The sequence below is a fragment of the Ponticoccus sp. (in: a-proteobacteria) genome, from assembly GCF_048381735.1.
The window spans coordinates 852801-879466 of record NZ_JBLXGL010000001.1 but is presented as its reverse complement, the minus strand read 5'-3'; the positions used below and the strand labels follow the sequence as shown (position 1 = coordinate 879466).

28 protein-coding genes and 1 tRNA gene are annotated in these 26666 nt (G+C 68.0%); 13 read left to right on the top strand and 16 right to left on the bottom strand.

The features are described from left to right. The first annotated feature begins 26 nt into the window (after nucleotides 1-26). Complete coding sequence (locus ACN5KJ_RS04200; protein ID WP_418592181.1) at nucleotides 27-1112, top strand: AbrB family transcriptional regulator; 1086 nt, start codon at nucleotides 27-29, stop codon at nucleotides 1110-1112. A gap of 153 nt (nucleotides 1113-1265) precedes the next feature. Here the strand turns inward: ACN5KJ_RS04200 and ACN5KJ_RS04195 are convergent, their stop codons facing one another. The 3 genes from ACN5KJ_RS04195 to ACN5KJ_RS04185 all read right to left on the bottom strand — a co-directional run bounded on the left by ACN5KJ_RS04195 (nucleotide 1266) and on the right by ACN5KJ_RS04185 (nucleotide 4540). Further along, nucleotides 1266-3080: an ABC-F family ATP-binding cassette domain-containing protein gene (locus ACN5KJ_RS04195; protein WP_418592180.1), complete on the bottom strand. Its 1815-nt coding sequence runs from the start codon at nucleotides 3078-3080 to the stop codon at nucleotides 1266-1268. A gap of 140 nt (nucleotides 3081-3220) precedes the next feature. Then, nucleotides 3221-3961 carry a GNAT family N-acetyltransferase gene (locus tag ACN5KJ_RS04190; protein ID WP_347167626.1) on the bottom strand — a complete coding sequence of 247 codons (741 nt, stop codon included), beginning with the start codon at nucleotides 3959-3961 and terminating at the stop codon, nucleotides 3221-3223. A gap of 117 nt (nucleotides 3962-4078) precedes the next feature. Beyond that, nucleotides 4079-4540 carry an outer membrane protein assembly factor BamE gene (locus ACN5KJ_RS04185; RefSeq protein ID WP_418592179.1) on the bottom strand — a complete coding sequence of 154 codons (462 nt, stop codon included), beginning with the start codon at nucleotides 4538-4540 and terminating at the stop codon, nucleotides 4079-4081. 90 nt (nucleotides 4541-4630) lie between these two features. On the opposite strand from ACN5KJ_RS04185, the gene ACN5KJ_RS04180 reads away from it, so the two are divergent. The 8 genes from ACN5KJ_RS04180 (at nucleotide 4631) to ACN5KJ_RS04145 (ending at nucleotide 10884) form a co-directional block, all read left to right on the top strand. Beyond that, on the top strand, nucleotides 4631-5197 hold the full coding sequence (locus ACN5KJ_RS04180) for a YceD family protein (RefSeq protein ID WP_347167624.1): 567 nt from the start codon (nucleotides 4631-4633) through the stop codon (nucleotides 5195-5197). 150 nt (nucleotides 5198-5347) lie between these two features. Further along, nucleotides 5348-5554 (top strand): 50S ribosomal protein L32, encoded by a 207-nt coding sequence (gene rpmF, locus ACN5KJ_RS04175; RefSeq protein ID WP_347167623.1) that lies wholly within the window; start codon nucleotides 5348-5350, stop codon nucleotides 5552-5554. 23 nt (nucleotides 5555-5577) lie between these two features. Continuing rightward, the gene (gene plsX, locus ACN5KJ_RS04170) at nucleotides 5578-6678 is read left to right on the top strand and encodes a phosphate acyltransferase PlsX (protein WP_418592178.1); all 1101 of its coding nucleotides are present in this window, start codon (nucleotides 5578-5580) and stop codon (nucleotides 6676-6678) included. Continuing rightward, nucleotides 6675-7646, top strand: coding sequence for a beta-ketoacyl-ACP synthase III (locus tag ACN5KJ_RS04165; protein WP_418592177.1), 972 nt, complete (start codon nucleotides 6675-6677; stop codon nucleotides 7644-7646). Before plsX ends, ACN5KJ_RS04165 begins: the two co-directional genes overlap by 4 nt. Before the next feature lie 162 nt (nucleotides 7647-7808). Continuing rightward, nucleotides 7809-8111, top strand: coding sequence for an integration host factor subunit alpha (gene ihfA, locus ACN5KJ_RS04160; protein ID WP_023852358.1), 303 nt, complete (start codon nucleotides 7809-7811; stop codon nucleotides 8109-8111). 11 nt (nucleotides 8112-8122) lie between these two features. Next, on the top strand, nucleotides 8123-9283 hold the full coding sequence (locus tag ACN5KJ_RS04155; protein ID WP_418592176.1) for a MerR family transcriptional regulator: 1161 nt from the start codon (nucleotides 8123-8125) through the stop codon (nucleotides 9281-9283). Between the two features lie 66 nt (nucleotides 9284-9349). Continuing rightward, a tRNA-Pro gene (locus tag ACN5KJ_RS04150) sits at nucleotides 9350-9426 on the top strand. Between the two features lie 381 nt (nucleotides 9427-9807). Continuing rightward, nucleotides 9808-10884, top strand: coding sequence for a 2'-deoxycytidine 5'-triphosphate deaminase (locus ACN5KJ_RS04145; protein ID WP_418592175.1), 1077 nt, complete (start codon nucleotides 9808-9810; stop codon nucleotides 10882-10884). A 210-nt stretch (nucleotides 10885-11094) separates the two neighbouring features. Here the strand turns inward: ACN5KJ_RS04145 and ACN5KJ_RS04140 are convergent, their stop codons facing one another. The 8 genes from ACN5KJ_RS04140 to ACN5KJ_RS04105 form a co-directional block, all read right to left on the bottom strand. Then, nucleotides 11095-11298 carry a hypothetical protein gene (locus tag ACN5KJ_RS04140; RefSeq protein WP_418592174.1) on the bottom strand — a complete coding sequence of 68 codons (204 nt, stop codon included), beginning with the start codon at nucleotides 11296-11298 and terminating at the stop codon, nucleotides 11095-11097. A gap of 86 nt (nucleotides 11299-11384) precedes the next feature. Further along, entirely contained in the window at nucleotides 11385-12071 is a 687-nt protein-coding gene (scpB, locus tag ACN5KJ_RS04135; RefSeq protein WP_418592173.1) for an SMC-Scp complex subunit ScpB, read from the bottom strand. After that, on the bottom strand, nucleotides 12064-12861 hold the full coding sequence (locus ACN5KJ_RS04130; RefSeq protein ID WP_347167616.1) for a ScpA family protein: 798 nt from the start codon (nucleotides 12859-12861) through the stop codon (nucleotides 12064-12066). Before ACN5KJ_RS04130 ends, scpB begins: the two co-directional genes overlap by 8 nt. Then, the gene (gene nagZ, locus ACN5KJ_RS04125) at nucleotides 12848-13861 is read right to left on the bottom strand and encodes a beta-N-acetylhexosaminidase (protein ID WP_418592172.1); all 1014 of its coding nucleotides are present in this window, start codon (nucleotides 13859-13861) and stop codon (nucleotides 12848-12850) included. The genes ACN5KJ_RS04130 and nagZ overlap by 14 nt, the downstream gene beginning before the upstream one ends. Further along, nucleotides 13858-14832, bottom strand: a complete 975-nt coding sequence (locus tag ACN5KJ_RS04120; RefSeq protein ID WP_418592171.1) for an SPOR domain-containing protein — start codon at nucleotides 14830-14832, stop codon at nucleotides 13858-13860. Before ACN5KJ_RS04120 ends, nagZ begins: the two co-directional genes overlap by 4 nt. Before the next feature lie 83 nt (nucleotides 14833-14915). Next, the gene (argS, locus tag ACN5KJ_RS04115) at nucleotides 14916-16655 is read right to left on the bottom strand and encodes an arginine--tRNA ligase (RefSeq protein WP_418592170.1); all 1740 of its coding nucleotides are present in this window, start codon (nucleotides 16653-16655) and stop codon (nucleotides 14916-14918) included. A 201-nt stretch (nucleotides 16656-16856) separates the two neighbouring features. Next, nucleotides 16857-18728 carry a cation:proton antiporter gene (locus tag ACN5KJ_RS04110; protein ID WP_418592169.1) on the bottom strand — a complete coding sequence of 624 codons (1872 nt, stop codon included), beginning with the start codon at nucleotides 18726-18728 and terminating at the stop codon, nucleotides 16857-16859. A gap of 179 nt (nucleotides 18729-18907) precedes the next feature. Further along, nucleotides 18908-20092, bottom strand: a complete 1185-nt coding sequence (locus ACN5KJ_RS04105; protein WP_418592168.1) for a deoxyguanosinetriphosphate triphosphohydrolase — start codon at nucleotides 20090-20092, stop codon at nucleotides 18908-18910. A 332-nt stretch (nucleotides 20093-20424) separates the two neighbouring features. Here ACN5KJ_RS04105 and ACN5KJ_RS04100 point away from each other — a divergent pair, with 332 nt between their 5' ends. Then, on the top strand, nucleotides 20425-20748 hold the full coding sequence (locus tag ACN5KJ_RS04100; protein WP_206565854.1) for a HesB/IscA family protein: 324 nt from the start codon (nucleotides 20425-20427) through the stop codon (nucleotides 20746-20748). Nucleotides 20749-20903: 155 nt separating this feature from the next. Here ACN5KJ_RS04100 and ACN5KJ_RS04095 read toward each other — a convergent pair whose 3' ends face one another. The 3 genes from ACN5KJ_RS04095 to ACN5KJ_RS04085 form a co-directional block, all read right to left on the bottom strand. After that, the gene (locus ACN5KJ_RS04095) at nucleotides 20904-21818 is read right to left on the bottom strand and encodes an EamA/RhaT family transporter (protein ID WP_418592167.1); all 915 of its coding nucleotides are present in this window, start codon (nucleotides 21816-21818) and stop codon (nucleotides 20904-20906) included. Beyond that, nucleotides 21815-22876 carry a DUF6902 family protein gene (locus ACN5KJ_RS04090; RefSeq protein ID WP_418592166.1) on the bottom strand — a complete coding sequence of 354 codons (1062 nt, stop codon included), beginning with the start codon at nucleotides 22874-22876 and terminating at the stop codon, nucleotides 21815-21817. The genes ACN5KJ_RS04095 and ACN5KJ_RS04090 overlap by 4 nt, the downstream gene beginning before the upstream one ends. A gap of 62 nt (nucleotides 22877-22938) precedes the next feature. Further along, nucleotides 22939-23307, bottom strand: coding sequence for a hypothetical protein (locus ACN5KJ_RS04085; protein ID WP_418592165.1), 369 nt, complete (start codon nucleotides 23305-23307; stop codon nucleotides 22939-22941). Nucleotides 23308-23797: 490 nt separating this feature from the next. Here ACN5KJ_RS04085 and xth point away from each other — a divergent pair, with 490 nt between their 5' ends. From xth to grxD, 3 genes are all read left to right on the top strand, one after another. Then, nucleotides 23798-24607 (top strand): exodeoxyribonuclease III, encoded by an 810-nt coding sequence (xth, locus tag ACN5KJ_RS04080; RefSeq protein WP_418592164.1) that lies wholly within the window; start codon nucleotides 23798-23800, stop codon nucleotides 24605-24607. Between the two features lie 92 nt (nucleotides 24608-24699). After that, nucleotides 24700-24936 carry a BolA/IbaG family iron-sulfur metabolism protein gene (locus tag ACN5KJ_RS04075; RefSeq protein ID WP_206565859.1) on the top strand — a complete coding sequence of 79 codons (237 nt, stop codon included), beginning with the start codon at nucleotides 24700-24702 and terminating at the stop codon, nucleotides 24934-24936. Between the two features lie 57 nt (nucleotides 24937-24993). Then, nucleotides 24994-25353 (top strand): Grx4 family monothiol glutaredoxin, encoded by a 360-nt coding sequence (gene grxD, locus ACN5KJ_RS04070; protein ID WP_023852375.1) that lies wholly within the window; start codon nucleotides 24994-24996, stop codon nucleotides 25351-25353. Between the two features lie 153 nt (nucleotides 25354-25506). On the opposite strand, the gene ACN5KJ_RS04065 is transcribed toward grxD, so the two are convergent. Continuing rightward, entirely contained in the window at nucleotides 25507-25911 is a 405-nt protein-coding gene (locus ACN5KJ_RS04065; RefSeq protein ID WP_418592163.1) for a cell division protein ZapA, read from the bottom strand. Beyond that, nucleotides 25911-26624: a colicin transporter gene (locus tag ACN5KJ_RS04060; RefSeq protein WP_418592162.1), complete on the bottom strand. Its 714-nt coding sequence runs from the start codon at nucleotides 26622-26624 to the stop codon at nucleotides 25911-25913. The genes ACN5KJ_RS04065 and ACN5KJ_RS04060 overlap by 1 nt, the downstream gene beginning before the upstream one ends. Between the last annotated feature and the right edge of the window lie 42 nt (nucleotides 26625-26666).

Sequence of the window (26666 nt, the reverse complement as noted above, 5' to 3'; positions counted from 1 at the left end):
CCCGGATGCAGGTATATTAGATGCACATGGCATTCAAATTCCCCCCTCTCGCGCTGGTCTGGCGCACGGCCCTGTTCCTCGCCATCGGCGGCCTCGGCGGCTATGCGGCCAGCCTGATCCGCCTGCCGATGCCCTGGATGCTGGGATCGCTCTTTGTCTCTGCCGTCATGGTGCTGGCGGTGCGGCCCCGGGTGCTGGAGGCCTACACCTTCCCGCCGCCGCTTCGGACCTTCTTCATCGCGCTGATCGGGGTGATGATCGGCACGCAGGTCACACCCGAGCTTTGGGACATGGCCGGCGACCTCGGCCTGTCCTTTCTCTGCCTGATCTTCTTCGTGATCGCGGCCCATGCGGGCAACTACCAGATCTTCCGGCGGGTGGGCGGCATGGACCCTGCGACCGCCTTCTATTCCGGCACACCGGGCGGGCTGATCGAAAGCATCGTGACCGGCGAGGCGGCGGGCGCGGATATCCGCATCCTGACGGTGCAGCAGTTCCTGCGCATCATCGTGGTCATCACCACCCTGCCCCTGGCCCTGTCGCTCTGGGTCGGAGAACCGGTGGGCAGCGCCGCCGGGATCCTCTCTCCGAACGCGTCAGAGCCGGTGGGGCCGCTGGCCATCGGGATGATCGTGATGATCGCGGTGGCGGGCATGGCCCTGGGCGGCCCGCTGCGCCTGCCCGCCGCCCGGCTGACCGGCCCGCTGCTGCTGGCCGGGGGGCTGACGGTGACGGGGGTACTGCACACCCACCTGCCCGGCTGGCTGATCGCCGCCGCGCAATGCGTGATCGGCGTCAGCCTCGGCCTGCGGTTTCACGGCGTGAAACTGGAGCTTCTGCGCCGGTCGCTGGGGCTGAGCCTGCTTTCGGTGTCCTATATGCTGGTGCTGGGCGGAGCCATCGCGATGCTGCTGCATGTGGTGACGGGCATTCCCTTCCTGCACCTTCTGATCAGCTACGCCCCCGGCGGCGTGGCCGAGATGTCGGTGATCGCGCTCAGCCTTGCGGCCAACCCGGCGCTGGTCAGCCTGCATCACGTGATCCGCATCCTGCTGACGGTGGTGGAAATGCCGCTGGCGGCACGGGTGACGGGAATCACCGCAAGGAAGTAGCGCAGGTTCATCGGGTTTCGCAGGCCTGCCGGCCTGCGACCGATCGGGGGCTCTGCCCCCGAACCCCCGAGGTATTTGGAAGACCAAAGAAGAGCGGGTGATCCGCGTGGCGACGTGGGACGGTGCGCGACGCCTTGTCAAGGCGCAGGGCGGTCAGGGCGCCTCGGCCTTTTCCTCCAGCGCCAGCCATTCCTCTTCGGCGTCGGAGAGGGCCGTCTGGCGTTCCACCAGCGCCTCTGTCGCCTTCCTGAACTTCAGCGGCTCGCGCGTGAAGAGGTCGGGCGCGGCGAGGAATTCCTCGAGCTTGGCGATCTCGGCTTCCAGCCGTTCGATCACCGCGGGCAGTTCCTCCAGCCGGTGCTTCTCGGTGAAGGAGAGCCCTGCGGCGGCTGCCTTTTGCTTCGTCTTTTCGGATGCCGGGGCGACGGCGGCCTTGGGTTTCGCGGCCGGGGCCGCCTCGGCCTTGCGTTGCGCGCGGTAGTCCGACCAGCCGCCCGCGTAGAGCACCGTGCGGCCCGCCCCCTCCATGGCCACGGTCTGGGTGGCAACGCGGTCGAGGAAGTCGCGGTCGTGGCTGATCAGCAGCACCGTGCCGTCGTAATCGTCCAGCAGCTCCTGCAGCAGGTCCAGCGTCTCGACGTCCAGGTCGTTGGTCGGTTCGTCCAGCACCAGCAGGTTCGATTCCCGCGCCATCAGCCTGGCCAGCAGCAGCCGCGCCTTCTCGCCGCCCGACAGGGAACGCACCGGCGCGCGGGCCTGCGCCTCGTCGAAGAGGAATTCCTTGAGGTAGCCCACGACATGCTTGGGCTGACCTCGGACCATGACCTGATCCGCCTGCCCCGACACCCGCATCTCCTTGTCGCCGGTCAGGCTTTCCCAGAGCGAGAGGTTGGGGTCCAGCTGCGCGCGCGCCTGGTCGAAGACCGCGGGCACGAGGTTGGTGCCCAGCTTCACCGTGCCCGCGTCGGGCGCGATTTCGCCCATCAGGATGCGGATCAGGGTGGTCTTGCCGACGCCATTGGGCCCGACGAAGGCCACCCGGTCGCCGCGCTGCACGGTGATCGAGAAATCGCGCGCGATCACCTTGTCGCCGAAGGCGTGGCGCAGGCCCTGCGCCTCGATCACCTTCTTGCCGGACTTGGGACCGGAGGCGAGGTCCATCGCCGCCGCGCCCTGCCGCCGGATCTGCGCGCCGCGCTCGGCCCGCATGTCCTGCAGGCGCCGCACCCGGCCCTGGTTGCGCTTGCGTCGCGCGCTGATGCCCTCGACCGCCCAGCGGGCCTCGGCCTTGATCTTGCGGTCCAGCTTGTGCCGGGCCATGTCCTCGTCTTCCCAGGCCTTGTCGCGCCAGGCCTCGAAGCCCGCGAATCCCTGTTCCTGCCGCGCCACCACGCCACGGTCGATCCACAGCGTCGCGCGGGTCAGCTCGGTCAGGAAGCGCCGGTCGTGCGAGATCAGCACGAAGGCGCGGCGGGTGGCCTTGAGTTCGTCCTCGAGCCACTGGATCGCCTCGATGTCGAGGTGGTTGGTCGGCTCGTCCAGAAGCATCAGTTCCGGTTCCTCGGCCATCAGCTTGGCCAGCGCGGCGCGGCGCCGCTCGCCGCCCGAGGCGGTGGCCACCAGGCGGTCGGGGTCGAACTTCAGCCCCTCGGAGGCGCGTTCGACCTTGTACATTTCGGAGGGGTCGAGTTCCGAGGTGGCGAACTCGCCCAGCGTCTCGAAGCCCGAAAGGTCCGGTTCCTGCTGCATGTAGCCGACCGAGACGCCCGGCCCCAGAACCCGGTCGCCGCGATCCGCTTCGACCAGTCCCGCCATGACCTTCATCAGGGTCGATTTGCCGGAGCCGTTGCGGCCCACAAGGGCCACCCGGTCGCCTTCCTGCACGACGAGCGAGAGCGCGTCGAAGACCGGGTCGCCGCCGAAGGTGAGGGAAATGTCGGAGAGTTGCAGAAGGGGTGCCTGTGCCATGCCGCGCAGCTAGGCAAAGCCGGGCCTGCCGTCAAGTCGGGCCGTGCCGCAGCCGGGCCCTATCGCGGCCCGGCGCTGCCCTGGGCGGCCCATTCCCCCGGGGATTCGGGCGGCCTTTGCCCGCGCCGCAGGGGCTGCCGTTACCCGGCCACCGCCCGCAGCAGGCGTTTGCGGGCCGGGGGAATCGCCGCGATCTCGACGCCGGTGAAGACGTGCAGCGTGTTCATCTGCGCATCCACCACCGCGTGATCCGAGACCCAGCCGCCCATGGTCAGGTAGGTTTTCAGCAGCGGCGGCATCCGCAGCATCGCCATCTTGCGGTCGGGCTTGCGGCGCAGCCGTTCGGCGAAGCGGAAGACGCTGGGCGCCTTGACCCGGGGCAGCCAGCGGCGCGGCGCGAGGTGCCGGGCCTTAAGCACCGCGAAGGCATCGTAGTATTCCCGCGCGTCGGTGCCCGCGAAAGAGGCGCAGCCAAACAGCAGTTCGACCCCCTGCGCATCGACATAGGCGGTCATCGCCCCCCAGGCCACGCGCAGGATATCCGGGTCGTGCCAGTCGGGATGGATGCAGAACCGGCCCATCTCGACCATCGGACCCTCGAAGGCGGAAAGCGCCGAAAGCTCGTAGAACTGCGCCGAATAACTGCGGTCGATCTCGGCCCCGCCCGCCAGCGGCATCAGGCGAAAGCAGCAGACCACGGCGCCGGTGGTCATATCCTCGACCAGCACGTGATGGCACACCGCGTCGAAGGCATCGGCATCGGGTCCGTCGCGATGGAAGGCCAGACCGCGCAGCGCCTGCGCCCGCGCCAGATCGCCCGGTCCCTCGGCAAGCCGGGCGCGGTAGCGCCCCCGTCTCAGGTCGATTTTTGTGCCTGCCATGCCCGCCTCTTGTGCCACGCCATCCTCGGAGGATTTGTATGGCCCCTGATTGCGCGAATTGCATGACAGCAGCGTGACGACTCCTCGCCGGGCCGGTGCGCGGCCCCGGCCATGCCGTTACTGGCCGCCCAGAAGCTGGCTGGCGTCGAGCCCGCCGATATTGCCGAAGAGCTTGCGGATGAAGCCGATCTCGCCGTCGGTGCTCTTGGTCACGCGGCGGGTGATCGGCACCACGCGGCCATCTTCCAGACCGTAGGTGCTGATATTGTCCACGATGCCGGCCTGGTCGAAGGTGATGGCCAGGATCTGGCGGTCCATGATCTCGGGACGGCGCCACGCGAAATGGCGCATCTCTGTCTCGATGTAATAGAACCCCGAGTTGTCGCGCACGCCGGAGGCGTTCGGCACGCCGATCAGATCCTCGACGGAGGCCTGGGTATCCACGCCGGGCACGATCTGCTGCAGCTCGTCCTCGGGCGGCATGTACCCATGGGTCCGGTAGCTTGCCGAACACGCGCCAAGCGCCACAACCATCACCGTGGCTGCCGCCAATCGCGCCCTGCCCGTCTTGCCCTGCATTACCCTGCCCCTCTTGTCCTGGTTCTCTTGGCCCCGTAATCCGATTACAGAAGGAATGCCCGCCATTCAAGCACAGGAAAACCGGACCCTATGCCCCATGCATCGACCTCCGACCCCCGCCTGCGTGTCTCTACGCTGGGGCGCGGGACGGACCACGCTTTCAACCTCGAACCCGAGGCCGAAGACCGCGCCGCCCTTGCCGGGCACCTTGGCGCCCAAACAATCCGCAAGCTGCGCTTTCAGGGCCGGCTTGTGCCGCTGGGCAACCGCGGCTGGGAACTGACCGCAGAGCTGGGCGCCACGGCGGTGCAGGCCTGCATCGTGACGCTGGCCCCGGTGACAACGCGCATCGACGCCCCCGTCAAGCGCCGCTTCGTGCCCGCCGACCGGCTGGACAGCTTCGAGGCCGGTTCCGAGACCGAGGTGCCCGAGGACGACAGCCTCGAACCCCTTGGCGATGTCATCGACCTTTGGGCGGTCATGGCCGAGGCCCTGGCGCTGGCGCTTCCCGCCTATCCCCGGGCCGAGGGCGCGGACCTCGATCAGGCGCAGTTTGCCGAGGATGGCGTGGCCCCGCTGAGCGACGAAGACGTCAAACCCTTTGCCGGTCTGGCCTCGCTGCGCGAAAAAATGCGGAAGGATGACGAGCAAGGCTGAGAAAGCGCTTGCCAAATCAGACTTTCCGCGTATTTTCGCGCCTTCATGAGAACGCCAGCCTTGCAACGCCCCGCACGCCGGGTCATATGGCGCGGCAAGGCTCCAGACATCGCGGGGACGCTGTCCCCTCACCAAGATAGAGGTTGAGACATGGCCGTCCAACAGAACAAGGTTTCCAAATCCCGCCGCAACAACCGTCGTGCGCATGACGCACTGACCGCGGCAAACCCGAACGAGTGCGACAACTGCGGCGAGCTGAAGCGCCCGCACCACGTCTGCCCGTCCTGCGGTCACTACGCAGAGCGCGAAGTCGTCGCCATGGCCGACGAGATCGACCTGGACGAAGACGCGGCATAATTACCCCGGCGGGGCCTACCGGCATGAGTTCCTTGCAGGATCGACAGGCGGCAGGCGGCACGCGCGTGGTGATTTCCGTCGACGCCATGGGCGGCGACAGGGGACCGGCGGCCGTGGTCGCCGGTATTTCGCATTCGGCCAAAAAGAATCCCGAGCTGGATTTCCTGTTGCACGGCAACCGGGAGGAGCTTGACCGACTCGTCGGCAAGCGCAAGATCCTCGATGGCCGCTGCACGGTGATCCATGCCGAGGATGTCGTCAGCATGGACGACAAGCCCAGCCAGGTGGTGCGCCACGGCAAGAGCACCTCGATGTGGTCGGCTCTCGAATCGGTGCGCTCGGGCGATGCCACCGTGGCGGTCAGCTGCGGCAACACCGGCGCGCTGATGGCGCTGTCGATGATCCGCCTGCGCAAGCTGCCCGGCGTCAACCGTCCCGCCATCGCGATCCTCTGGCCCTCGTCCAATCCGCAGGGCTTCAACGTGATGCTGGATGTCGGCGCCGATATCCGCGCCGACGCGCAGGACCTGCTGCAATATGCGCTGATGGGCACCTCTTACGCGCGCAACGCGCTGGATCTTACCCGTCCCCGCATCGGCCTGCTGAACGTCGGCACCGAAGAGCACAAGGGCCGCGCCGAACTGCGCGAGGCCCATGACCTGATCGAGAACCACGCCAGCGACGGCGCCTATGAATTCGTCGGCTTCGTCGAAGGCGGCGACATCCCGGGCAAGCGCTGCGACGTGATCGTGACAGACGGGTTCACCGGCAATGTCGCGCTGAAGACCGGCGAAGGCACCGCCTCGCTGATCGGACAGCTGCTGAAAGAGGCCTTTGCCTATTCGCCGCTGTCGCGCATCGCCTCGGTGCTGGCGCTGACCTCCATGAGCCGCCTCAAGAAACGCATCGACCCGCGCCGCGTCAACGGGGGCGTCTTCCTCGGGCTGAACGGCACGGTGGTGAAGTCGCATGGCTCCGCCGATCCGACCGCCATTTCCGCCGCGGTGAAGCTGGCCTTCCAGCTGGCGCGTTCGGGCTTCGGAGACCGACTGGCTGCACGGGTTGCCTCTGCCGCCGAGCTTGCGCAAGATGACGGCGAGCAGAAGGACCATAACAAGACATGACACTGCGGGCAAAAGTTGCCGGGGTGGGCCACTACCTCCCCGAACGAGTCGTCGAGAACGCCGAATTCGAAGCCAGCCTGGACACCTCGGACGAGTGGATTCGCTCGCGGTCCGGCATCGAGCGGCGGCATTTCGCCGCCGAGGGTCAGACCACCTCTGACCTTGCGACGCGGGCCGCCAAGGCCGCGCTGGCGGATGCGGGACTGGAACCGTCGGACATCGACGCCATCGTACTGGCGACCTCGACCGCCGACCTGACCTTCCCTTCTGCCGCGACCATGGTGCAGGCCGCGCTTGGCATGACCAAGGGCTTCGCCTTCGACGTGCAGGCGGTCTGCGCCGGCTTCGTCTACGCACTGACCAATGCCAATGCGCTGATCGTCTCGGGGCAGGCCAAGCGGGTTCTTGTCATCGGCGCCGAAACCTTCAGCCGCATCATGGACTGGCAAGACCGCGCGACCTGCGTGCTGTTCGGCGATGGCGCAGGCGCGCTGGTGCTGGAAGCCTCCGAAGGCGACGGCAGCAACGCCGACCGCGGCATCCTGTCGACCGACCTCAACAGCGACGGGCGCTTCCGCGACATCCTGTACGTCGACGGCGGCATCGGCTCCCGGACCACCGGCTACCTGCGAATGCAGGGCAAGGAGGTCTTCCGCCACGCGGTCGAAAAACTCGCCGCCACCGCAGAGACGGCGATGGGCAAGATCGGCCTCCAGGCCTCGGAACTCGACTGGGTGGTGCCGCATCAGGCCAATATCCGCATCATCGCCGGCACCGCCAGGAAGCTGGGCCTGCCGATGGACAAGGTGGTCGTGACCGTGCAGGATCACGGCAATACCTCTGCCGCCTCGATCCCTCTGGCGCTGTCCGTGGGTCGCGCCCGTTGCCAGATCAAGCCGGGCGACCTGATCGTGACCGAAGCGATCGGTGGCGGCCTCGCCTGGGGCGCTGTCGTTTTGCGCTGGTAAGGCCCCGAATTCCGGACGATGCGTCAGCCAACGCCCGGTCTTCGGGCAGTCGCGCGCATCGCTCTGGTCAACCTTTGCCTAAATCGCACCGCACAAGTCATTGAACTTGACGGGCCTTTTCACATCCGCCTAATCTCGGGCAAACTGCGGGAGGGATGACGTATGGGGGACAAGACCCTGACGCGAATGGATCTGAGCGAATCGGTGTTTCGCGAAGTCGGCCTTTCGCGAAACGAAAGTGCCGAACTCGTCGAGGCCGTGCTTCAGCACATGTCCGATGCGCTGGTCTCGGGCGAACAGGTCAAGATCTCGTCTTTCGGCACCTTCTCGGTGCGCGAAAAGGCGGCGCGGGTTGGCCGCAACCCCAAGACCGGGGAAGAGGTGCCGATCCAGCCGCGCCGCGTGCTGACCTTCCGCCCCTCGCACCTGATGAAAGACCGCGTGGCCGCGGGCAACAAGCGCTGAGGCGCTAGGGCATGTCGAAATCGCGTGACGCCTTCCGCACCATCTCCGAAGTCGCGGACTGGCTGGAAACGCCAGCCCATGTGCTGCGGTTCTGGGAAAGCAAGTTCAGCCAGGTAAAGCCTGTGAAGCGCGCCGGCGGGCGCCGCTACTATCGCCCTGCCGACATGGAATTGCTGGGCGGAATCAAGAAGTTGCTGCACGAGGACGGGATGACCATCAAGGGCGTCCAGAAAGTCCTGCGCGAGCAGGGCGTGCGCCATGTCTGCAGCCTTTCGGCCATGGTGGGCGCCGAGGACGACGACATCCCGGACGCCGCGCTGATCGAAGACGCCCCCTTCGAGGAAGTGGCCGAAGCGCCCGCGACCTCCGAGATCCTGACCTTCCCCACCTCGGCCACGGCCCGGCCATCGCCGCGACAGCCCCAGACCGAGACGCCCGCTGCTGGGGAAACCGGCGCTCCGCCGCTCGCTTCGGGCGCGGTTCCGGCAGCCAGCGGGACCGACAGAACCGCAGCCGGGGCGGCAGACACGACGCGCTCCGAGGATTCGGGCGCCCCTGTCCCCGCGACCACGGACCCGGCCACGGCGCTGGACGAATCGGCGCAGCAACCGGACCCGGAAGAGACCGGGACCCCGCTCGAAGACGACCAAACCGACCGGCGCACCGAAGAAACCCGCGAAGCACCCGCCGACGCCGCAGCGGCTGCGGAAGCGCCGCCGGGGGCCGGTCGCGAATCGATGGTGGACAGCGGGCCGCCTGCGCCCAGGCCCCTCGCGGACGGTGACGCCATGGCGGAACAGCCGGACGCCGCGCCAAGCGATGCATCGCCTGCCACCACCGAGGCGCCCGCCTTGGCCCCGGCCCCGGACAGCCCCGAGCCGTCGCACGGGATCGAGGCGGGCGAAGATCCCGTGCCTGCCCCGCAGTCGGAAACCGCGCCCAGCCCGGCCCCCGAAGACCGGACCAACACACCTGGGGACGCCGCAACGCCGGTCGGCCGCACGGTGGATCTGCCGGATTTCACCGCGCAGGCAGAGGCCACGCAGGTGCCCGGCCCCCTGACCCATCTGGCCCGAATCGGCGGCCTGACCAAACCGCAGGCTCAGGCGCTTGCCGCTCCGCTCGACCGGATGAAAGCCCTGCGCGACCGGCTGAACCGGCCTCTGCCCTAATCATTTTATTTTTGCGTGGGCGGGGGTTGCACGTGCCGGAAAAACCGGTATGACACGCGGACAAGTCGGGCTATGGCGCAGCCTGGTAGCGCGTCCGTCTGGGGGACGGAAGGTCGCAGGTTCGAGTCCTGCTAGCCCGACCATAAATTCGCTACCGATCACGGAAGCCGGGGCCGCAGCGCCCCGCGCGAACCCCCCGGGGTTAAGCCGCCCCCTTCCGTATCACCTCCTCCGAAGCCTCCGCAAAGATCCGCGCTCTCGCATGGCGCTGCAATCCAAGGCCGATCCGCAAGCTGCAACCTGTCCGGCACGCTCGGAGGGCGCGGCACCGGACAGCCCCTGTGGCGCGGGAATCCCGGCGTTCCTGTCCTGCAACGCGGCCCGTCGGGGCGGCTCGGCAAAACAGGAAATCCCGCACCACCGCGCAGTCGAAGACAAGCCGCCGGGCCGGGCCGTCTGGAGGTCGCATTTCGCTCCCCCTTCCCGTGCGGCCTTGTTAAGAGGGGCGCAAAGGAGAGATCGGCATGACGGGTGTACTGGCCAGCCAGCAAATTGAGACGCTGATTGCAACAGGCGCGATCGGCGCCAAGGAAGGGTTTGTCGACGGACAGGTGCAGCCCGCAAGCCTCGACCTGCGGCTGGGCGCGGTGGCCTACCGGGTCCGCGCCTCCTTCCTTGCCGGCAAGGGCACCAGCGTCGAAAGCCGGCTCGCCCAGTTCGAAATGCACCGAATCGATCTGTCGGACGGCGCGGTGCTGGAAAAGGGCTGCGTTTACGTCGTCCCGCTGATGGAACGGCTGGCCCTGCCCGAGGGCACGCAGGCCATCGCCAATGCCAAAAGCTCGACCGGGCGGCTGGATCTTCTGACCCGGGTGATCACCGACGGCGGGGTGGAGTTCGACCGCATCGCCGAGGGCTATACCGGGCCGCTCTATGCCGAGATCTGCCCGCGCAGCTTCTCGGTGCTGGTGCGACCGGGCCAGCGGCTGAACCAGATCCGCTTTCGGCACGGGCGGACGGTGCTGACCGACGCCGACCTGACCCAACTGCATCGCGACCACGTGCTGGTTTCCGGCGGCGAGCCGGTCATCAATGAAGGACTGGGCTTTTCGGTCGACCTCATGCCCGGCGACGAGGGGCTCGTGGGCTATCGCGCGCGGCCCCATACCGGGGTGATCGACCTCGACCGGATCGGCGAATACGACCCCGCCGACTACTGGGACAGGCTGCGCTCGCAATCCGGGCGGCTGATCCTGGATCCCGGCGCCTTCTATATCCTCGTCAGCCGCGAGGCGGTGCATATTCCGCCCGGCTACGCCGCCGAAATGGCGCCCTACCTTGCCATGGTCGGCGAGTTCCGCGTGCATTACGCGGGCTTCTTCGACCCCGGCTTCGGCCATGCGCCGGCGGGCGGCGAAGGCGCCCGCGGCGTCCTGGAGGTGCGCTGCCACGAGGCGCCCTTTGCGCTGGAACACGGGCAGGTCGTGGGGCGGCTGGTCTATGAGCGCATGTCCGAGATCCCGGCACAGCTCTACGGATCAGGCATCGCCTCGAATTACCAGGGTCAGGGCCTGAAGCTGAGCAAGCACTTCAAGGCATAATATCAAGGTATTACGCAACCACCCCAATGTTTCACGCGAAGAGCGCAGGGCGCTTTTCGCGCGCCATCCAAGGCAAGGAAACAGGCGCCTCCGTGGCGGGTAGAGACACCTGGAAACAGGAATGCCCGCTGCACCCCAGGCGCCGACCGGGGGTTTCTTCTTGGCAAAAATACCTGATACCCCGCCCGCAAGGGGCACGAGAGACCGGTTCTAGCGGTTCGCGGCGCGGGCCGCGCGCCGGGCCTGGCGCACCTGCATCTGCGCCCGACGCTCGGGCGTGACCGCCTTCGGCCCCTGCCCCTTGGCGCCACTGCGGCGGCCCGACATCCGGTTGAACCCGGCGTTCACTCCCCGGTTGATCAGTTGCCGCATCACCGTGCGGACGATCATGCTGACGATCTGGTTGGCGTTCATGGCGCGGTCCTGTCCCTGCGAGTAGCCTCGCCGCCCGAATACCAGCAAATTGCGCCGATTTTCGGGCATATCGCAGGGACCGGGGATCAATCCTCGAACAGCTCGCTTTGTCCTTCGTCGGTCTCTTCCTCGGCGTCCGCATCCTCGCCGACCTGCGGCACCCCCAGCGGCGACGGGCGGCTTTCCAGCAGCCCGGCGGCGCGCAGTTCCGCCAGCCCGGGCAGGTCACGCGCCGATTCCAGCCCGAAATGCTCCATGAAGGTCTGCGTCACCACGAAGGTCACCGGACGGCCCGGGGTCATGCGGCGGCGCCCGAAGCGGATCCACTCCATCTCGATCAACTGGTCGACCGTGCCGCGCGACACGGCGACACCGCGGATTTCCTCGATCTCGGCCCGCGTGACCGGCTGGTGATAGGCGATGATCGCCAGCGTCTCGATAGCGGCGCGCGACAGCTTGCGCGTCTCGACGGTTTCGCGCTGCATCAGAAAGCCCAGGTCGGGCGCCGTGCGGATCGCATAGGCATCGCCGACCCGCACCACATGCACGCCCCGCCCGGCATAGCGCTTGCGCAGATAGACCAGCGCCTCGGCTGCGTCGCAGCCATGCGGCATCCGGTCCTCCAGATCCTTGACCGTCACGGCCTCGGCGGTGGCAAAGAGGATCGCCTCGACCATGCGCTCCTGCTCGGCCATGGGCGGCGCCTCGAACAGGCTTTGGCGTGGCAGGCTCTCGTCCGGGGTCATGGTATCCTTCGGGGCGTCGTCAGTCATCGCGTCTCTCCCGGCGGCGCAGCTGGATCGGTTCGAAACTGCCGGACTGGCGCAGCTCGGCCTTGCCTTCCTTGACCAGCTCCAGCGAGGCGGCAAAGGTCGCGGCGGTGGCAGAGCGCCACATGACCTCGTCCTCGCCCCAGCCGTCGGGCAGGTAACTGGAGATCTCGGTCCACTGCCCGGCAAAGCCGATCATGCCGCGCAACCGCTCCAGCGCCTGTTCCATGGTGAAGACCTTGTCGCGGTCCATCACGAAGGGGCGGAATTCGTCGCGCGTGCGGATGCGCGCATAGCCCTGCATCAGGTCCAGCAGCGTCGCGGTGTATCGCACCCGCCGCACCCGTTCCATTTCCTCGGGCAGGCCCCGGGCGAAGAAGTTCATCCCCAGCCGGTCGCGCGCCATCAGCTTGGCCGCCGCCTCGCGCATGGCCTGCAGGCGTTCCAGCTGGAACGCGAGATGCGCGGCCAGTTCCTCGCCCGACGGGCCCTCTTCGGTGGGATCGGGCGGCAGCAGCAGGCGCGATTTCAGAAAGGCCAGCCAGGCCGCCATCACCAGGTAATCGGCGGCCAGTTCGATCCGCAGCGCCTTGGCCTTGTCGACAAAGGCCAGGTACTGCCGCGCCAGCGCAAGGATCGAGATCTTGCGCAGGTCGACCTTCTGCACCCGGGCCATGTTCAGCAGCAGGTCGAGCGGTCCCTCGAATCCATCCACGTCCACCACCAGCGCCTCGGCGGCGAGGCGGTCGGTGACGGACAGCGGCATTTCGGACTGGGCGTCAGGCTCTGTCATTCAAGGCTCTTGCGATCAAGGCCTCAAATTCCTGTTGCAGGGCCTCGATGTCAACCGGCGCGGGCGCCTGCCGGGCCGCCAGGGCCGTCTCTGCGCGGGTCTGTGCCGCCGGGCTCATCGCGCCCGCCGCCTCTGCGACGGCCTGCATCTCGGCCAGGTCGCCGTTGCAATGCAGGACGACGTCGCAGCCCGCGTCCAATGCGGCGCGGGCACGTTCGGGCACCGTGCCGGACAGCGCCTGCATGGAGATATCGTCGGTCATCAGCAGCCCGCCAAAGCCGATGCTGTCGCGGATCAGCTCGATCATCACCGGCGACTGGGTGGCGGGCCTGTGGTCGATCGCCTCGAAGACGATATGCGCCGACATGGCCATCGGCAGGGTGTTCAGGGCCCGGAACGGGGCGAAGTCCATGCCATCCAGCGCGTCGAGGGGGGCCGCGACGCGGGGCAGTTCAAGGTGGCTGTCCAGCGTCCCCAGCCCGTGACCGGGGATATGCTTCATCACCGGCAGGACGCCGCCCTGCATCAACCCCTCGGCCGCGGCACGGCCATGGGCCACCACCGTCGCCACATCCGCGCCGTAACAGCGGTTGTGCAGGAAGCGATGCGTCTCGGGGCGCGCGATATCCAGTGTCGGGATGCAATTGCCGTCGATGCCGAGGCCGCGCAGTTCCTCTGCCATGATGCGGCCGCGCAGCCAGAAGGCGCGCGCGGCATCGCGGCCCAATTGGGTGGCATCCTCCAGCGGCGGGCGCCAGTCGCGCGCCAGCGGCGGGCGCAGGCGCTGGACGCGTCCGCCCTCCTGGTCGATGAAGATCGGCGCGTCCCATCCGACCGCGGCGCGCATCTCTGCGCAGAGCGCGCGGATCTGCGCCGGCGTGTCGAGGTTGCGGGCGAAAAGGATAAAGCCGAAAGGCCGCGCCTGCCGGAACAGCGCGGTCTCGTCCTTGGTCAGGCGCAGCCCCGCGCAGCCGTAGATGGCCGCGCCGAACCCCGTCATCGCGTCACAACCGGGATGCAGTCGATGTTCTGCGACACCAGCGCCGAACAGAAGCGGCGCGCGTCGGCCAGATCCTCGAAACCATGGGCGCGCAGGCGGTAGAAGGTGCGCCCGCCAGAGCTGGCCTTCTGGACCACGCGGTCCTTGCCGTCGAGGAACTCGCCCAGACGCCCGCCCAGCTTGTCCCACTCGCTGCGGGCCAGTTCGGCGGAATCATAGGCGCCGATCTGTACCAGCCGGGTGCCGGAGGCAAGCTGCGCGGGGTCGATCTCTCGCGTTGCGACGGCAGCGGCGGCCCCCGCTGCCACGGCGGCGGAGGCCTGCGGCGCAGCTGCGGCGCTTCTCAGGCCTGCGGGGCGCAGGTTCGGGCGCAGCGACCGGGCCAGCCCCGGCCCGAGGCTGGCCACCTGTGTCGTCTCTTCGGCCAGCGACGTCTCTCCGACCGAGGTCACCACCGGCACCATATCCCCGCCGTCCAGCGGTTCCAGGGCCTCGCCGCCGATGCTTGCGACCAGCGCGGCAAGCTGGGCGTCTTCGTCTTCGGACAGCCCCGGCTCGATCTCGGCGATTTCGGCATTGGCGGCCAGCGAGGTCCGCATCGGCTCGGGCTGCTCGGCGGGCACCAGCAGCCCGGCGGCCACATCCTCGGCCCCCAGTCCCGCGGCGCGCGGAGCCAGAACCAGCCGGTCCGCCGGAGAGGCCGCGGCGCCAAGGCCCGCGACCGTGTTCACCGCCAGCCCCTGGTGATCGGCAAGCGTGCCGCCGGGATCGACGGGCGCCTCGCGCATCGGGCCGGCCAGGGCCATGACCACCGGCACGCCCGAGACGTCGCGCGCCATGACCTTGTAGCCCCAGACGCCCACGCCCACGACCAGCGCAACAGAGGCAGCCGCCCCAAGCCAATGGGCCAGCGATGCCGCTTTTACGGATGCAGGGGCCCCATAGGCCCCGTCAAAGGTATACTCTGCCATGTCTGCCTCATGTCTCCCCCGCACGGTACATGGCCGTTCGGGTGGGTGCCTGCTCGATCAGATCCGGCCGGGGCGCCTGTTTGTCAGCGCATCTCTTCGACCGGGGTCACGCCAAGGATACCAAGCCCGGCGCAAATCACAACCGCCGTGGCGCGGGCCAGCAGAATTTTCGCCTGTGTTGCGGCAGGGTCATCCTGCACGAAGCGCAGCGCCACATTGTCGTTGCCCTTGTTCCACAGCCCGTGCAGGTCGGCGGCCACCTCGGACAGGTAGGTGGCGACGCGGTGCGGCTCATGCGTGCGCGCGGCGATCTCGACCAGGCGCGGCCATTCCGCCAGCTTCGCGGCCAGCGCGATCTCGGCGGGGTCTTCGAGCACCGGGGTCACCCCCGCAAGCGTGGCGTCCGAGACATCGATACCCGCATCGGCGGCCTTGCGCAGCACGGAACAGATCCGGGCATGGGCGTATTGCACGTAGAAGACCGGGTTTTCCTTGGACTGCTCGACCACCTTGTCGAAGTCGAAGTCGAGCGCCGCGTCGGGCTTGCGGGTCAGCATGTGGAAGCGCGCCACGTCGGCGCCCACCATATCGACCAGGTCGCGCAGGGTGACGAAGGTCCCTGCCCGCTTGGACATCTTGAAGGGCTGGCCGTCCTTGAACAGCTTCACCAGCTGGATCAGCTTGATATCCAGCGGCACGCTGCCCTCGGACAGCGCGCTGACGGCGGCCTTCATGCGTTTGACATAGCCGCCGTGGTCGGCGCCGAAGATGTCGATGAGCATGTCGAAGCCGCGGGTCACCTTGTCGTAGTGATAGGCGATGTCGGGCGCGAAATAGGTCCAAGAGCCATCCGACTTCTTGATCGGGCGGTCGACGTCGTCGCCGTGTTCCGTCGAGCGGAACAGCGTCTGTTCGCGCGGCTCCCAGTCTTCGGGGGTCTTGCCCTTGGGCGGCTCCAGCACGCCGCGATAGATCAGGCCCTTGTCGTCCAGCGTCTTGATCGCATCCTCGATCCGCCCGGTGCCGTAAAGACTTTTCTCGCTGAAGAAGTTGTCCATGTGGACACCCAGCGCGGCCAGATCCGCGCGGATCAGGTCCATCATCGCATCGGTGGCGAAGGTGCGCACCTCGGCCAGCCATTCCTCTTCGGGGGCGTCCAGCCAGCGGTCGCCGACCTTGTCCTTGAGCGCCTCGCCCACCGGGATCAGGTAGTCGCCCGGGTAGCTGCCCTCGGGCCAGTCGACGCTGAGGTCATGCGCCTCCTGGTAGCGCAGGTAGACCGACCGCGCCAGCACGTCGACCTGCGCGCCGCCGTCGTTGATGTAATATTCGCGGGTGACGTCATAGCCCGCATAGGCCAGCAGCGAGGCCATGGCGTCGCCGACGATGGCGCCGCGCGCATGGCCCACGTGCATCGGGCCGGTCGGGTTGGCGCTGACGTATTCGATATTGACCTTGGTGCCCGCGCCCATGTCGGAGCGCCCGTAACCGGTGCCGTCGGTCAGGATCGCGGCGGGCAGCGCCGCCCATGTGGCGTTCGACAGCCGCAGGTTCAGGAAGCCCGGCCCGGCCACCTCGGCGCTGGCGATGCGGTCATCGGCGCGCAGCTTCTCGGCCAGAGCCTCTGCGATGTCGCGCGGCTTCATCTTCGCGGGCTTGGCCAGCACCATCGCGGCGTTGGTCGCCATATCGCCATGCGCCGGGTCGCGGGGCGGCTCTGTGGTGACGGGATCGGTGTTCAGGCCCTCGGGCAGCGTGGCCTCGGCTTGCAGGGCGGAAATGCTGTCGATCACCAGCGCGCGGATATCGGAAAACAGGTTCATGGGATGCCTCTTGGATTGGCTGTCCTCTACCACTTTGACGGGCTGCGTCAAACAGGGGGTGTTTCGCGCGGCCCTGCGGCCGCGCGACCGGCCGGGGGCTTTGCCCCCGGGCCCCCAAGGTATTTGAAAGACCAGAGAAGACGGGAGAGGCGCGCCGGGGCGCGGGCCGCGCCTTGCCCTGCCGGTCCGGCGGACCGCCCTCTAGGCGACGTCCTGCGGATCCTCGGTCTTGCGGGCTTCGCCGTTTCCGTTGCCCTCGCCATTGCGGTGCGGCTTCTTCGGGGTCAGCGACAGGATGCGGGTGCCCGCGGCGTCCTTGGGTTCGTCCTCCGGCCCCAGCAGGCGCAGCGTCCCGTTCGGGCCGATGTCGGCGAAGGCCGTGGCATCGGGCAGTTTCTCGCGCCAGTGCTCCAGCGTGAATTCCTCGGACAGCCGGGTGACGCGGAACTCGCAGCCCTGCGCCACGCGGGCGTTGACCTCGAAGAAGGTCTCGTCGGCGCCGAGGGCCCGACCGCCCAGCGTCGCGGGCAGCGCATGGCGCGACGAGGCCTGTTTCACCCGCTTCAGCTGATAGACGTTCTCGCGCCCGAACTCGGGCGCCAGATCGGTGGCCACCAGCGTGTTATAGGCGTCGTTGTCGGTGGCGGTGATCAGCTTTTCATAGGCGACGTGGTCGATCCGGTGCTCTGCCGCCTCGGAGAGGATATCGCCGAAGAAGGTGTCCAGCCCCGCCTCGCGCGCCGCCCGCAGATGCGCGTGGTTCGGGTCGGCGATCATCACCGGCAGCTCCATCTTCCGCAGCGCCTTGCCCAGTTCCACCGACCATTGCGAGCCGCCGAGGATCAGCACCCCCGGCACCTTGGCCGCCGTCAGCCCCAGCCAGCGCGCCATGGGTGTCAGGGTGAAGCCGTGCAGCACCACCGTCGCCGCCACCAGCGCGAAGGCCAGCGGCCCGATGCGATTGGCATCGGTGATCTCCAGCGCCGCCAGCCGCTCTCCGAAGAGCCCGGCCACCGCCACCAGCACCACGCCGCGCGGGCCGGTAAAGGCCACCAGCAGGCGCTCTTTCCACGGGATATTCGACAGCGCCAGCGAGATCAGAACCGCCGCGGGCCGCGCGACGAGGATCACCACCACCACAAATGCCAGCGCCCGCCAGTCGAGGATGGCCAGCTTCTCGAAGCTCATGTTCGCGGCCAGCAGGATGAAGACGCCGGAGACCAGCAGGATGGTCGCATGTTCCTTGAAGCGGCGCAGCTCGGTGAAGCTGGGCAATTCGGCATTGGCCAGCCACAGGCCCATCACGGTCACCGCCAGCAGGCCGCTTTCATGCAGCACGCTGTCCGACACCGCAAAGACCGCCAGCAGCACCACGAAGAGCACCGGCACCTTCATGTACTCGGGCACAAAGGCGTTGCGGAAGGCCCGGACCAGCCCCCAGCCCGCCGCCGCGCCAAGCACGATGGCGACGAGGATGCCGACGATCAGCACCTGCGCCGCATGGCCCGCGCCGGTCGCGGTCTCGAAGACCACGACGACCTCGAAGGCCAGCACGGCGGCCAGCGCGCCGATGGGATCGTTGACGATCGCCTCCCACTGCAAGAGCGCGGCGGGGCGGCGCGACAGCCGCGATTGCCGCAGAAGCGGCGCGATGACCGTCGGTCCGGTGACGATCATGATGCCGCCGAAAACCGCCGCGCCAGCCCAGCTGACGCCCGCCACGTAATGCAGCGCCAGCGTCGAGAACAGCCAGCCCAGCGGCGCGCCGATCACCACGAGACGGCGCACCCCCTCGGCGGCATCCTTCAGCGAATGCAGGTTCAGCGTCAGACCGCCCTCGAAGAGGATGATGGCTACGGCAATGGCGATCATCGGCTGCAGCATGTCCCCGAACTGCGCGCCGGGATCGAGAAAGCCCAGCACCGGCCCGATCACCAGACCGGCGGCCAGCATCAGCACGATGGCGGGCAACCGCAGCTTCCAGGCCAGCCACTGGCTGCCCACGCCAAGCGCGCCCACCAGCGCGAAGGCCAGTACCGGATCGAGCGCGCCGCCCGTTTCTGCCGTTGCCATCTGTCGGTCTTCCCTGTCCCAGTCGCAGCCCTTTGCGGGTCATGCGTAGCTAGCGCAGCCTGCGCCGGCGTCCATGGCCGGTCAAGACGGCGGAACGGGGGAGGCACGCCCGGCGGTGGGACGAGGCGCTGTCAGGCCACCCCGATCCGGGCCCGCACAGCGCCCGGATGGCGGCACCGTCAGTAGCCGCTGCCGCCCAGCCCTTCGAGACAATCGCGCCCGGTCAGCTTGATGTGCTGCTGCAACGCGAAACGGTCGGTCATCCCCGCCACGTAATCCGCAACCAGCCGCGCCAGCCCGGCCTCGTCACCGGCCCGCAGGGCGGTCTCGACGTCGCCCTGCCAGCGCGCCGGAAGCAGCGTCGGATCGGCCATGTACAGCGGAAAGAGCGCCTCCAGAGCCTGCGTGACCCGGGCGCGCTTTTCCATGACCTCTGGGGCGCGGTACATGTTGGTGAACAGGAAGCTGCGGATCTGCCGCAGGTCCGACCAGAGGGCCTCCGAGAAACGGATCACCGGGCGCCCCAGCTCGCGGATCCCCTGTGCCGAGCCCGCGCCAGACTCCTTCAGGCGGGCCTCGGAGGTCTGGATGAGATCCGAGACCATGGCACCGAAGACCCGGCGCAGCGCCTCGTGCCGGCGGCGATAGGCATCCAGACCGGGATAGGTGGCATCGACCTCGGCATAGGCCTCGCGGATGATCGGCAGCGCGGCGATCTCTTCCTCGGTGAACAGCCCGGCCCGCAGCCCGTCGTGCAGGTCGTGATTGTTGTAGGCCACGTCATCCGACAGCGCCGCCACCTGCGCCTCGGCGCTGGCATGGGTGTGCAGTTCGAGGTCATGCAGGGCGTTGTAGGCGGACAGCGCATAGGGGATGGCGCCCTCGACCGGCCCGTTGTGCTTGGCGATGCCTTCCAGCGTGTCCCAGGTCAGGTTCAGCCCGTCGAACTCGGCATAATGCCGCTCCAGCGTGGTGACGATCCGCAGCGTCTGGGCATTGTGGTCGAACCCGCCCCAGGGCTGCATCAGCGCATCCAGCGCATCCTCGCCGGTATGCCCGAAGGGCGTGTGGCCCAGGTCATGCGCCAGCGCCACCGCCTCGGTCAGGTCGGTGTTCAGGCCAAGCGCGTTGGAAATGGTGCGCGCCACCTGCGCGACCTCGATGGAATGGGTCAGCCGCGTGCGGTAGAAATCGCCCTCGTGTTCGACGAAGACCTGCGTCTTGTGCTTCAGCCGCCGAAAGGCCGAACAATGGATGATACGGTCCCGGTCGCGCTGGAAACACGAGCGGAAGGCGCTTTCCTCTTCGGCATGGCGCCGCCCGCGGGACACGGCGGGATGGCAGGCAAAAGGGGCGTCGGGCATGGCAGGGTCTCCGGATTCGGGGGCTGTTTACTGAATGACGGCCCCGAATGACATTGCTTCCTGCCCCCCGCCGGGCATTTGGCGGCAAGGACCGGGCCCCTTGCCCAGCCCAGGCCGCGATCTTCCGCCCCCCCGACGTCGCCGCTGAAGGCGCTTCCCTTCGCCCCAGGCCCGCTCCGCCAGCGCCCGCTTCTGCAGGCGCAGCCGGCCGGTCACCGCGCTTCGACGCTGTCGCTCCTCGTGGCCACCGCCGCCGGCAAACCCGCCGGGGGCTTGCTGCCGCGTCCGCGCGGGCCTATCTCTGGGAAGAACCGCAATACCCCAGGTGCCCCATGCAACTGCCGCCCAAAGTCACCCCCCGCGCCTTCGAACGCCTGGCCGAAATCGGCGCCGGCGACGAGGGCAAGGCCCTGCGCGTCGCCGTCGAGGGCGGCGGCTGTTCCGGCTTCCAGTACGACATCCGCCTCGACGAACCCGCCGCCGACGACCTGGTGATCGGCGAGGGCGCCGAAAGGGTTGTCGTCGATCCGGTCTCCCTGCCCTTCCTGTCCGGCGCCGTGATCGACTTTTCCGAAGAACTCATCGGCGCCCGTTTCGTGATCGAGAACCCCAACGCCTCCAGCTCCTGCGGCTGCGGAACCTCCTTCTCGATGTAACACGCCTGCCGCGCCCGCACCGCAGCGTCCGGGCCGGTTCCGCATCGCAGGGAAAAGCGGCGCCTGGAAAAAGCGCCGCATCCCTTTCGCACGGGACATCCTGCTTCTTCTTGGTCCAAATACCTCCGGGGGTCTGGGGGCAGAGCCCCCTGTCCCTACTCCGCCGCCAGCGCCGCCGCCGGACGGGTGGCGCGCGCCCGGGCAAGGCTCTCGTCGGCCACCAGCCAGATCCCCGAGCCGATGACCAGCGTCACACCCATCCATGTGCCCGCCGCCGGAACCTCTCCGAAGGCAACCAGGCCGATGCCCACCATCCAGACGAATTGCAGGTTCATCAGCGGTGTCGCCACATAGGCGGGCAGCAGCCGCAGCGCCTCGGCCACCACGTAGCGCGCGGCGAAAAGCGCGGCGGCATAGGCCGCGACCCAGCCGAGATCCGCCAGTGGCATCGGCTTCCAGACCAGCGGCAGCGCCAGCGCCATCACCCCCATCAGCGCCGCGTTGGGCCAGAAGACCTGCGCCAGCGGCACGCGTTCGGCGCGCGCGATCACCCGCGCCGCCAGCATCGAGCCGGTGCCCGAAAGCGCCGCCAGCAGCGCCCAGCCATGGCCCGCCTGCGCGCCCGACAGGCCGCCCGGCATCAGGAACAGCACACCCCCGGCCCCCAGCGCCAGCGCCGCCCAGGCCGTCGGACGCGGCGCCTCGTTCAGGACCGGGCCGCTCAGCGCCGCCGCGATCATCGGGATCAGCCCGATGAACAGGAAGACATCCGCGAAGGGCAGCAGCCGGAAGGCCATGAAGAAGGCGACCGAGGCGACCACGGTCAGCACCGCGCGCACCGCCATGGGTCTGACCGAGCGCAGGCGGATGCCCTCGACCGCGCTCTTGCCCTGCGCCCGCGCCGCGCCCAGCGTGAAGGCCAGCACCAGCGCCGAGGACAGCACGAACAGCTGCGGCGCCGCGTAGCCGCCCGCAATGAATTTGGTGATGCCGTCGGCAGCGGCCATCATTCCGGTGTACAGCACGACCAGCGCCGCGCCCGCCCCGGCGCCTGTCGTCAGCACCCTCATAGCCGCCCAGCCCGGGCGAAGCCCTCGAAATAGCTTTCGAACAGCGCGCTCGACCGCGCCGCCGCGCTCAGCAACTCCATCGCCTCCGGCGACAGCCTCGGCGCCATGCGGCGCCGCATCCTGTGCCAGTCGCCGCTGCGCCCCTCCTCCATGCCCAGCATGGCCTCGCTGATCTCGCGCAGGGCGTTGCCCTGACGCGGCGCCCGGTCAAAGCGCATCCGTGCATCCGCGACCGGCTTGCGAAAGACCGGTTCGCCGATCACAGCCAGATGCCAGTTGCCGACGAGGAACTCGTGGTAATCGTCGGTCAGCGCCACGCCCTCGCCTGCCGCAATGGCGAAACCCTCGGACCGGGCGCGCAGCCAGGCCGTCCAGACCGCCGGCGCGCTGTCCCCGGCATAGGCCAGGGCGATGCAGACCTCGGCCAGCAGGTCGGCGTTCTGGTCCAGAAAGGCGGTCAGCCCGGCGAAATGCAGGCTTTGCAGCACCGCGGGCGGCAGGTCGGGATCGCGGCGGCCGTATTCCGACAGGTAATAGACGATATGGGTCAGCTCGTAGGCCGCCTTCTTGTTGGGCAGCGCAAAGGTCGCGCTGCGGGCGGCGAAGGCGCGCAGCCGGTCGTCCAGCCCCGGCTCGCGGAGCGGGTCGACGCCGCGCCGCGTCATCAGTCGTCGCGCCTCGGCGCGTTGCAGGTCGGAGAGTTCCGCTTGGGCCAGCCCTTCGGACGCGGCGAAATCCACCATGCGCGCGGCCTGCGCGCCGGGCATTCCGAGGTCTTCGAGATCCAGCGCCAGCGACAGGAAAAAGCGGTAGTACTGCGGGAAGAACCGCAGGCGTTTCTCGGCGCCGGCATAGAACCCGGCGTGTCGCGCCAGCGCCTCGGGCGGCACCGGGGTGCCGGTACATTCGAGGATATTCAGAAGCTCGGCGTTCTCCTTCAGCCAGAAGACATCCTCTTCCGGCCGCCGATGGTCGGCGAAACAGCCCAGAAGCGCGGTCACCCGCGCTTCCAGGGGGGCAATCCGGGTCGGGACGGTCAGAGGGATGACATTGGTCATATCCGTGGTTCCTTGTCTGTCAGGACAGGGCCCGCCCCGCCCGGTTCGGCTGTCTGGGGGTCTCAGGCCTTGGGACCGGACCAGGAGGTAAAGGCCTGCACCTGCTCACCCTCTGCGATGCCGCCCTTCGCCGGGCCGGACCACGAGGTGAAGGCCTCGACATTGTCGCCCGAGCTGCGGTCACCGGTCGCCGGGCCGGACCACGAGGTGAAGGCCTCGACGTTGTCGCCCGAGCTGCGGTCGCCGGTCGCCGGGCCAGACCACGAGGTGAAAGCCTCGACATTGTCGCCCGAGCTGCGGTCGCCGGTCGCCGGGCCGGACCATGAAGTGAAAGCCTCGATGGCATCGCCGGCAAAGCGGTCCCCGGTTGCGGGACCGGACCACGAGGTGAAGGCCTCGACTGCCTCGCCGGTCAGGGCGCTTGCTTCCACATTGGAAACGGCTTCTTCAGAGAATATACGTTTACTGCGTGCAGACATGTTCATGCTCCAGTTTAAGTTTTGGTGATATGCCCTTGAAATCTGCACGCAAAACGGGTTTGCAAAAAAGTTAATTCTTGTTAAGGTTGTTTAAGGCCGGGGTTATGCACAGTCGGTGTCCAGTGCATCCGTTTCGAACTGCGAAACGAACGGGTTTTTCCACAGATACAAATTTCTTGGGGATAACACCGGAGTTTGCAGCGCAACGCCCTTTGCAAAGCCGACAACAGCCGAATCATTGCCCCGCCCGGCAATGTCCTCGCCGCGCGTCAGCGTCAGCCTGTGTCTAATCCGCATCCCCTTCCCGACCCGCACAGCCCCCCTGTGCCAGACCTGACGCAAAGGGGCGGCACCCGGTGGCCCCACCCGCAACCCGGCCTGTCACCCCCTTGACCCGGCTGACCACATCGGGTCTGCCTGCGGCATATCGAAGGAGCCCGCCATGAAGATCGCCACGTTCAATATCAACGGGATCAAGGCCCGCATCGGCGCCCTGACCGACTGGCTGGACGAGGCCCAGCCCGACGTCGTCCTCTGCCAGGAGATCAAGTCCGTCGACGAGGCCTTTCCGCGCGAGCCCTTCGAGGATCGCGGCTACAACGTCGAGACCCATGGCCAGAAAGGCTTCAACGGGGTGGCGATCCTGTCGAAACTGCCGCTGGAGGACGTCACCCGCGGCCTGCCCGGCGACGACAGCGACGAACAGGCCCGCTGGATCGAGGCGACGGTGGTCGGCGACAGCCATGCCGTGCGGCTGTGCGGGCTCTACCTGCCCAACGGCAACCCGGTCGAGTTCGACGCCGAGGGCAAGCCCCTGCGCGACGGCAAATACGGTTACAAGCTGGACTGGATGGACCGGCTGGAGGCGCGCGCCCGCGCGCTGATGGCGGCGGAAATGCCCGCGATGATGGCGGGCGACTACAACGTGATCCCGCAGGCCGAGGACGCCGCAAAGCCGCAAAGCTGGGAAACCGACGCGCTTTACCTGCCGCAGACCCGTGCAGCCTTTCGTCGAATCCTGAACCTTGGCTTCACCGAGGCCTTCCGGGCGCGCGTGCAGGGCCCCGGTCACTATAGTTTCTGGGACTATCAGGCCGGCGCCTGGAACCGCAACAACGGCATCCGCATCGACCACCTGCTGCTGACCCCGCAGGCCGCCGACCTGATGACCGACTGCGTGATCGACAAGGAGGTGCGCGGGCGCGAGAAACCCTCGGACCACGTGCCGGTCTGGGTGACGCTTGCCGCCTGACCCGGTGCGGGTGCTCAGGCATCCGCTTGCACCCCGCCCCCGCGCACACTAATTTCAAACGGAACACTCAGGTAAAGACGAGGCTTCTCTTCATGCCCATGCACGCCCAGGAAATCGAGGATCTGCTGCGTCAGACCTTTCCCGATGCCCGGATCGTCGTCGAGGGTAACGATGGTGTACACATGTCCGCCATGGTCATCGACGAAAGCTTTCGCGGCAAGAACCGGGTCCAGCAGCAACGCGCGGTCTATGCCGCGCTGAAGGGCCGGATGGACGGCCCCGACGGGGACCTGCACGCGCTGGCGCTGACCACCAAGGCCCCGGATTGACACACCTCTCCGCCCCGGCACGGGCCGGGCGCGGATCATCAGAAGGATGAGACAGCCATGTCCGCCGAAGACCAGATCAAGCAGACCGTAACCGCCAACGACGTGGTCCTTTTCATGAAGGGCACCAAGACCATGCCGCAATGCGGCTTTTCCAGCCGTGTCGCCGGGGTCCTGAACTACATGGGTGTCGACTTCGCCGATGTGAACGTGCTGGCCGACGACGCGATCCGTCAGGGGATCAAGGATTACTCGGACTGGCCGACCATCCCGCAGCTTTACGTCAAGGGCGAGTTCGTGGGTGGCTGCGACATCATCACCGAGATGACCCTGTCGGGCGAGCTGGACGCGCTCTTCGAGCAGAACGGCGTTGCCTATGACAAGGACGCGGCAGAGAAGATCCGCGAAGCCAACGCCTGAGGCGCGCGCCGCTGCGCAAGCGGGATGACACGAAAAACGGGCGGGGAATTCCCCGCCCGTTTGCGTTCAGGGCTCTGGCAATGCGTCGGGGCGCCGGGACAGATCGACGCGCCGGACCGGCCCCGGTCCGGGGGCCGATCGCGGCGCCTGACCTCAGGTCGCGCCAAGCGCCTCTTCGACCTGCTCTGCCAGCGATTCCGCCCGGGCGGCGATCTCTGCAAGGCTGTCGGTCAGGTCGTCCGGGATCACCGGCACCTCTACTTTTGTGGGCTCCGGCGCCGGACGGCCCTTTTCCCTGGCCAGCGCGCTTTCGGCGGCGGCCAGTTTGTCCTGCGCGTCGCGCAGGCGCTCTTCCAGACCGGCGGTCTTGTCGGCCAGCATCAGCCCCGCCATCAGCAGCATCCGCGCCTCGGGCATCCGTCCGATCTGCGACACCAGGGTCCCGGCCTCGTCGTCCAGAAGCTTGGCGGCGGTAAACAGGAATTGCTCTTCGCCATCCTGACAGGCGACCTCGAAGGTGCGCCCGCCGATGACGATATCGACTTCTTTCTGAGCCATCAGCCCGCCTCCCCCTGGGTTCGCACCGCATCGGCCAGCATCGGCTCCAGCGTGCCGATCACCGCCTCGACCTCGGCCACCTCAGAGGCGCGCGCGGCGCGCAGCGCCTCCAGTTCGGCGGCCATGGCCCTGTCGATCAGACCGGCATCGGCCAGCCCCTGCGCATTGGCCTCGCGCAGCGCGGCGCTGCTGTCCAGAAGCCCCTCGTTGGCCCTGCGCAGCCGCTGCATTTCGGAATCGAGCTTTGTCACCGCCTCGGGCGACGGGCCACCGGCGGGGCGCGCCTTCAGCGCCCGCAGGCGTTCCTGCAACTGGGCATTGGCCATCTGCTCGTCTTCCAGCGCCTCGCGCAGCGCGGTCAGTTCCGCCGGATCGGCGGCGGGTTCGGAGGCCGCGGGCGCGGGCTCTGCCGGATCCTCTTCGGGGTCCGGTGCGGCCTCGGCCAGCGCGGCCTCGACCGCCTTGTCCAGATCGGCGGCAGCCTCGGCCCGCGCCGCCTCGACAGCCGCGGCCAGATCCTCATCCGCCTTCCGCCGCGCGGCATCCGCCGCCTCCTGCGCCGCTGTCAGGGCCGTCTCGGCCTCTGCCAGCCGCGCCTTCAACGCCTCGATCTCTGCCGCGGGGACGCTTGCAGCCCCGGCTTTTTCCACGGTCTGACCGATCCGGTCCAGCGCGCGGCTGAGCCGCGTCTGCAAGTCTTCGATCTGGCTCATGCCACCCCTCTTGCCGTCCCACCTGTCACCGGCGCGCGAATC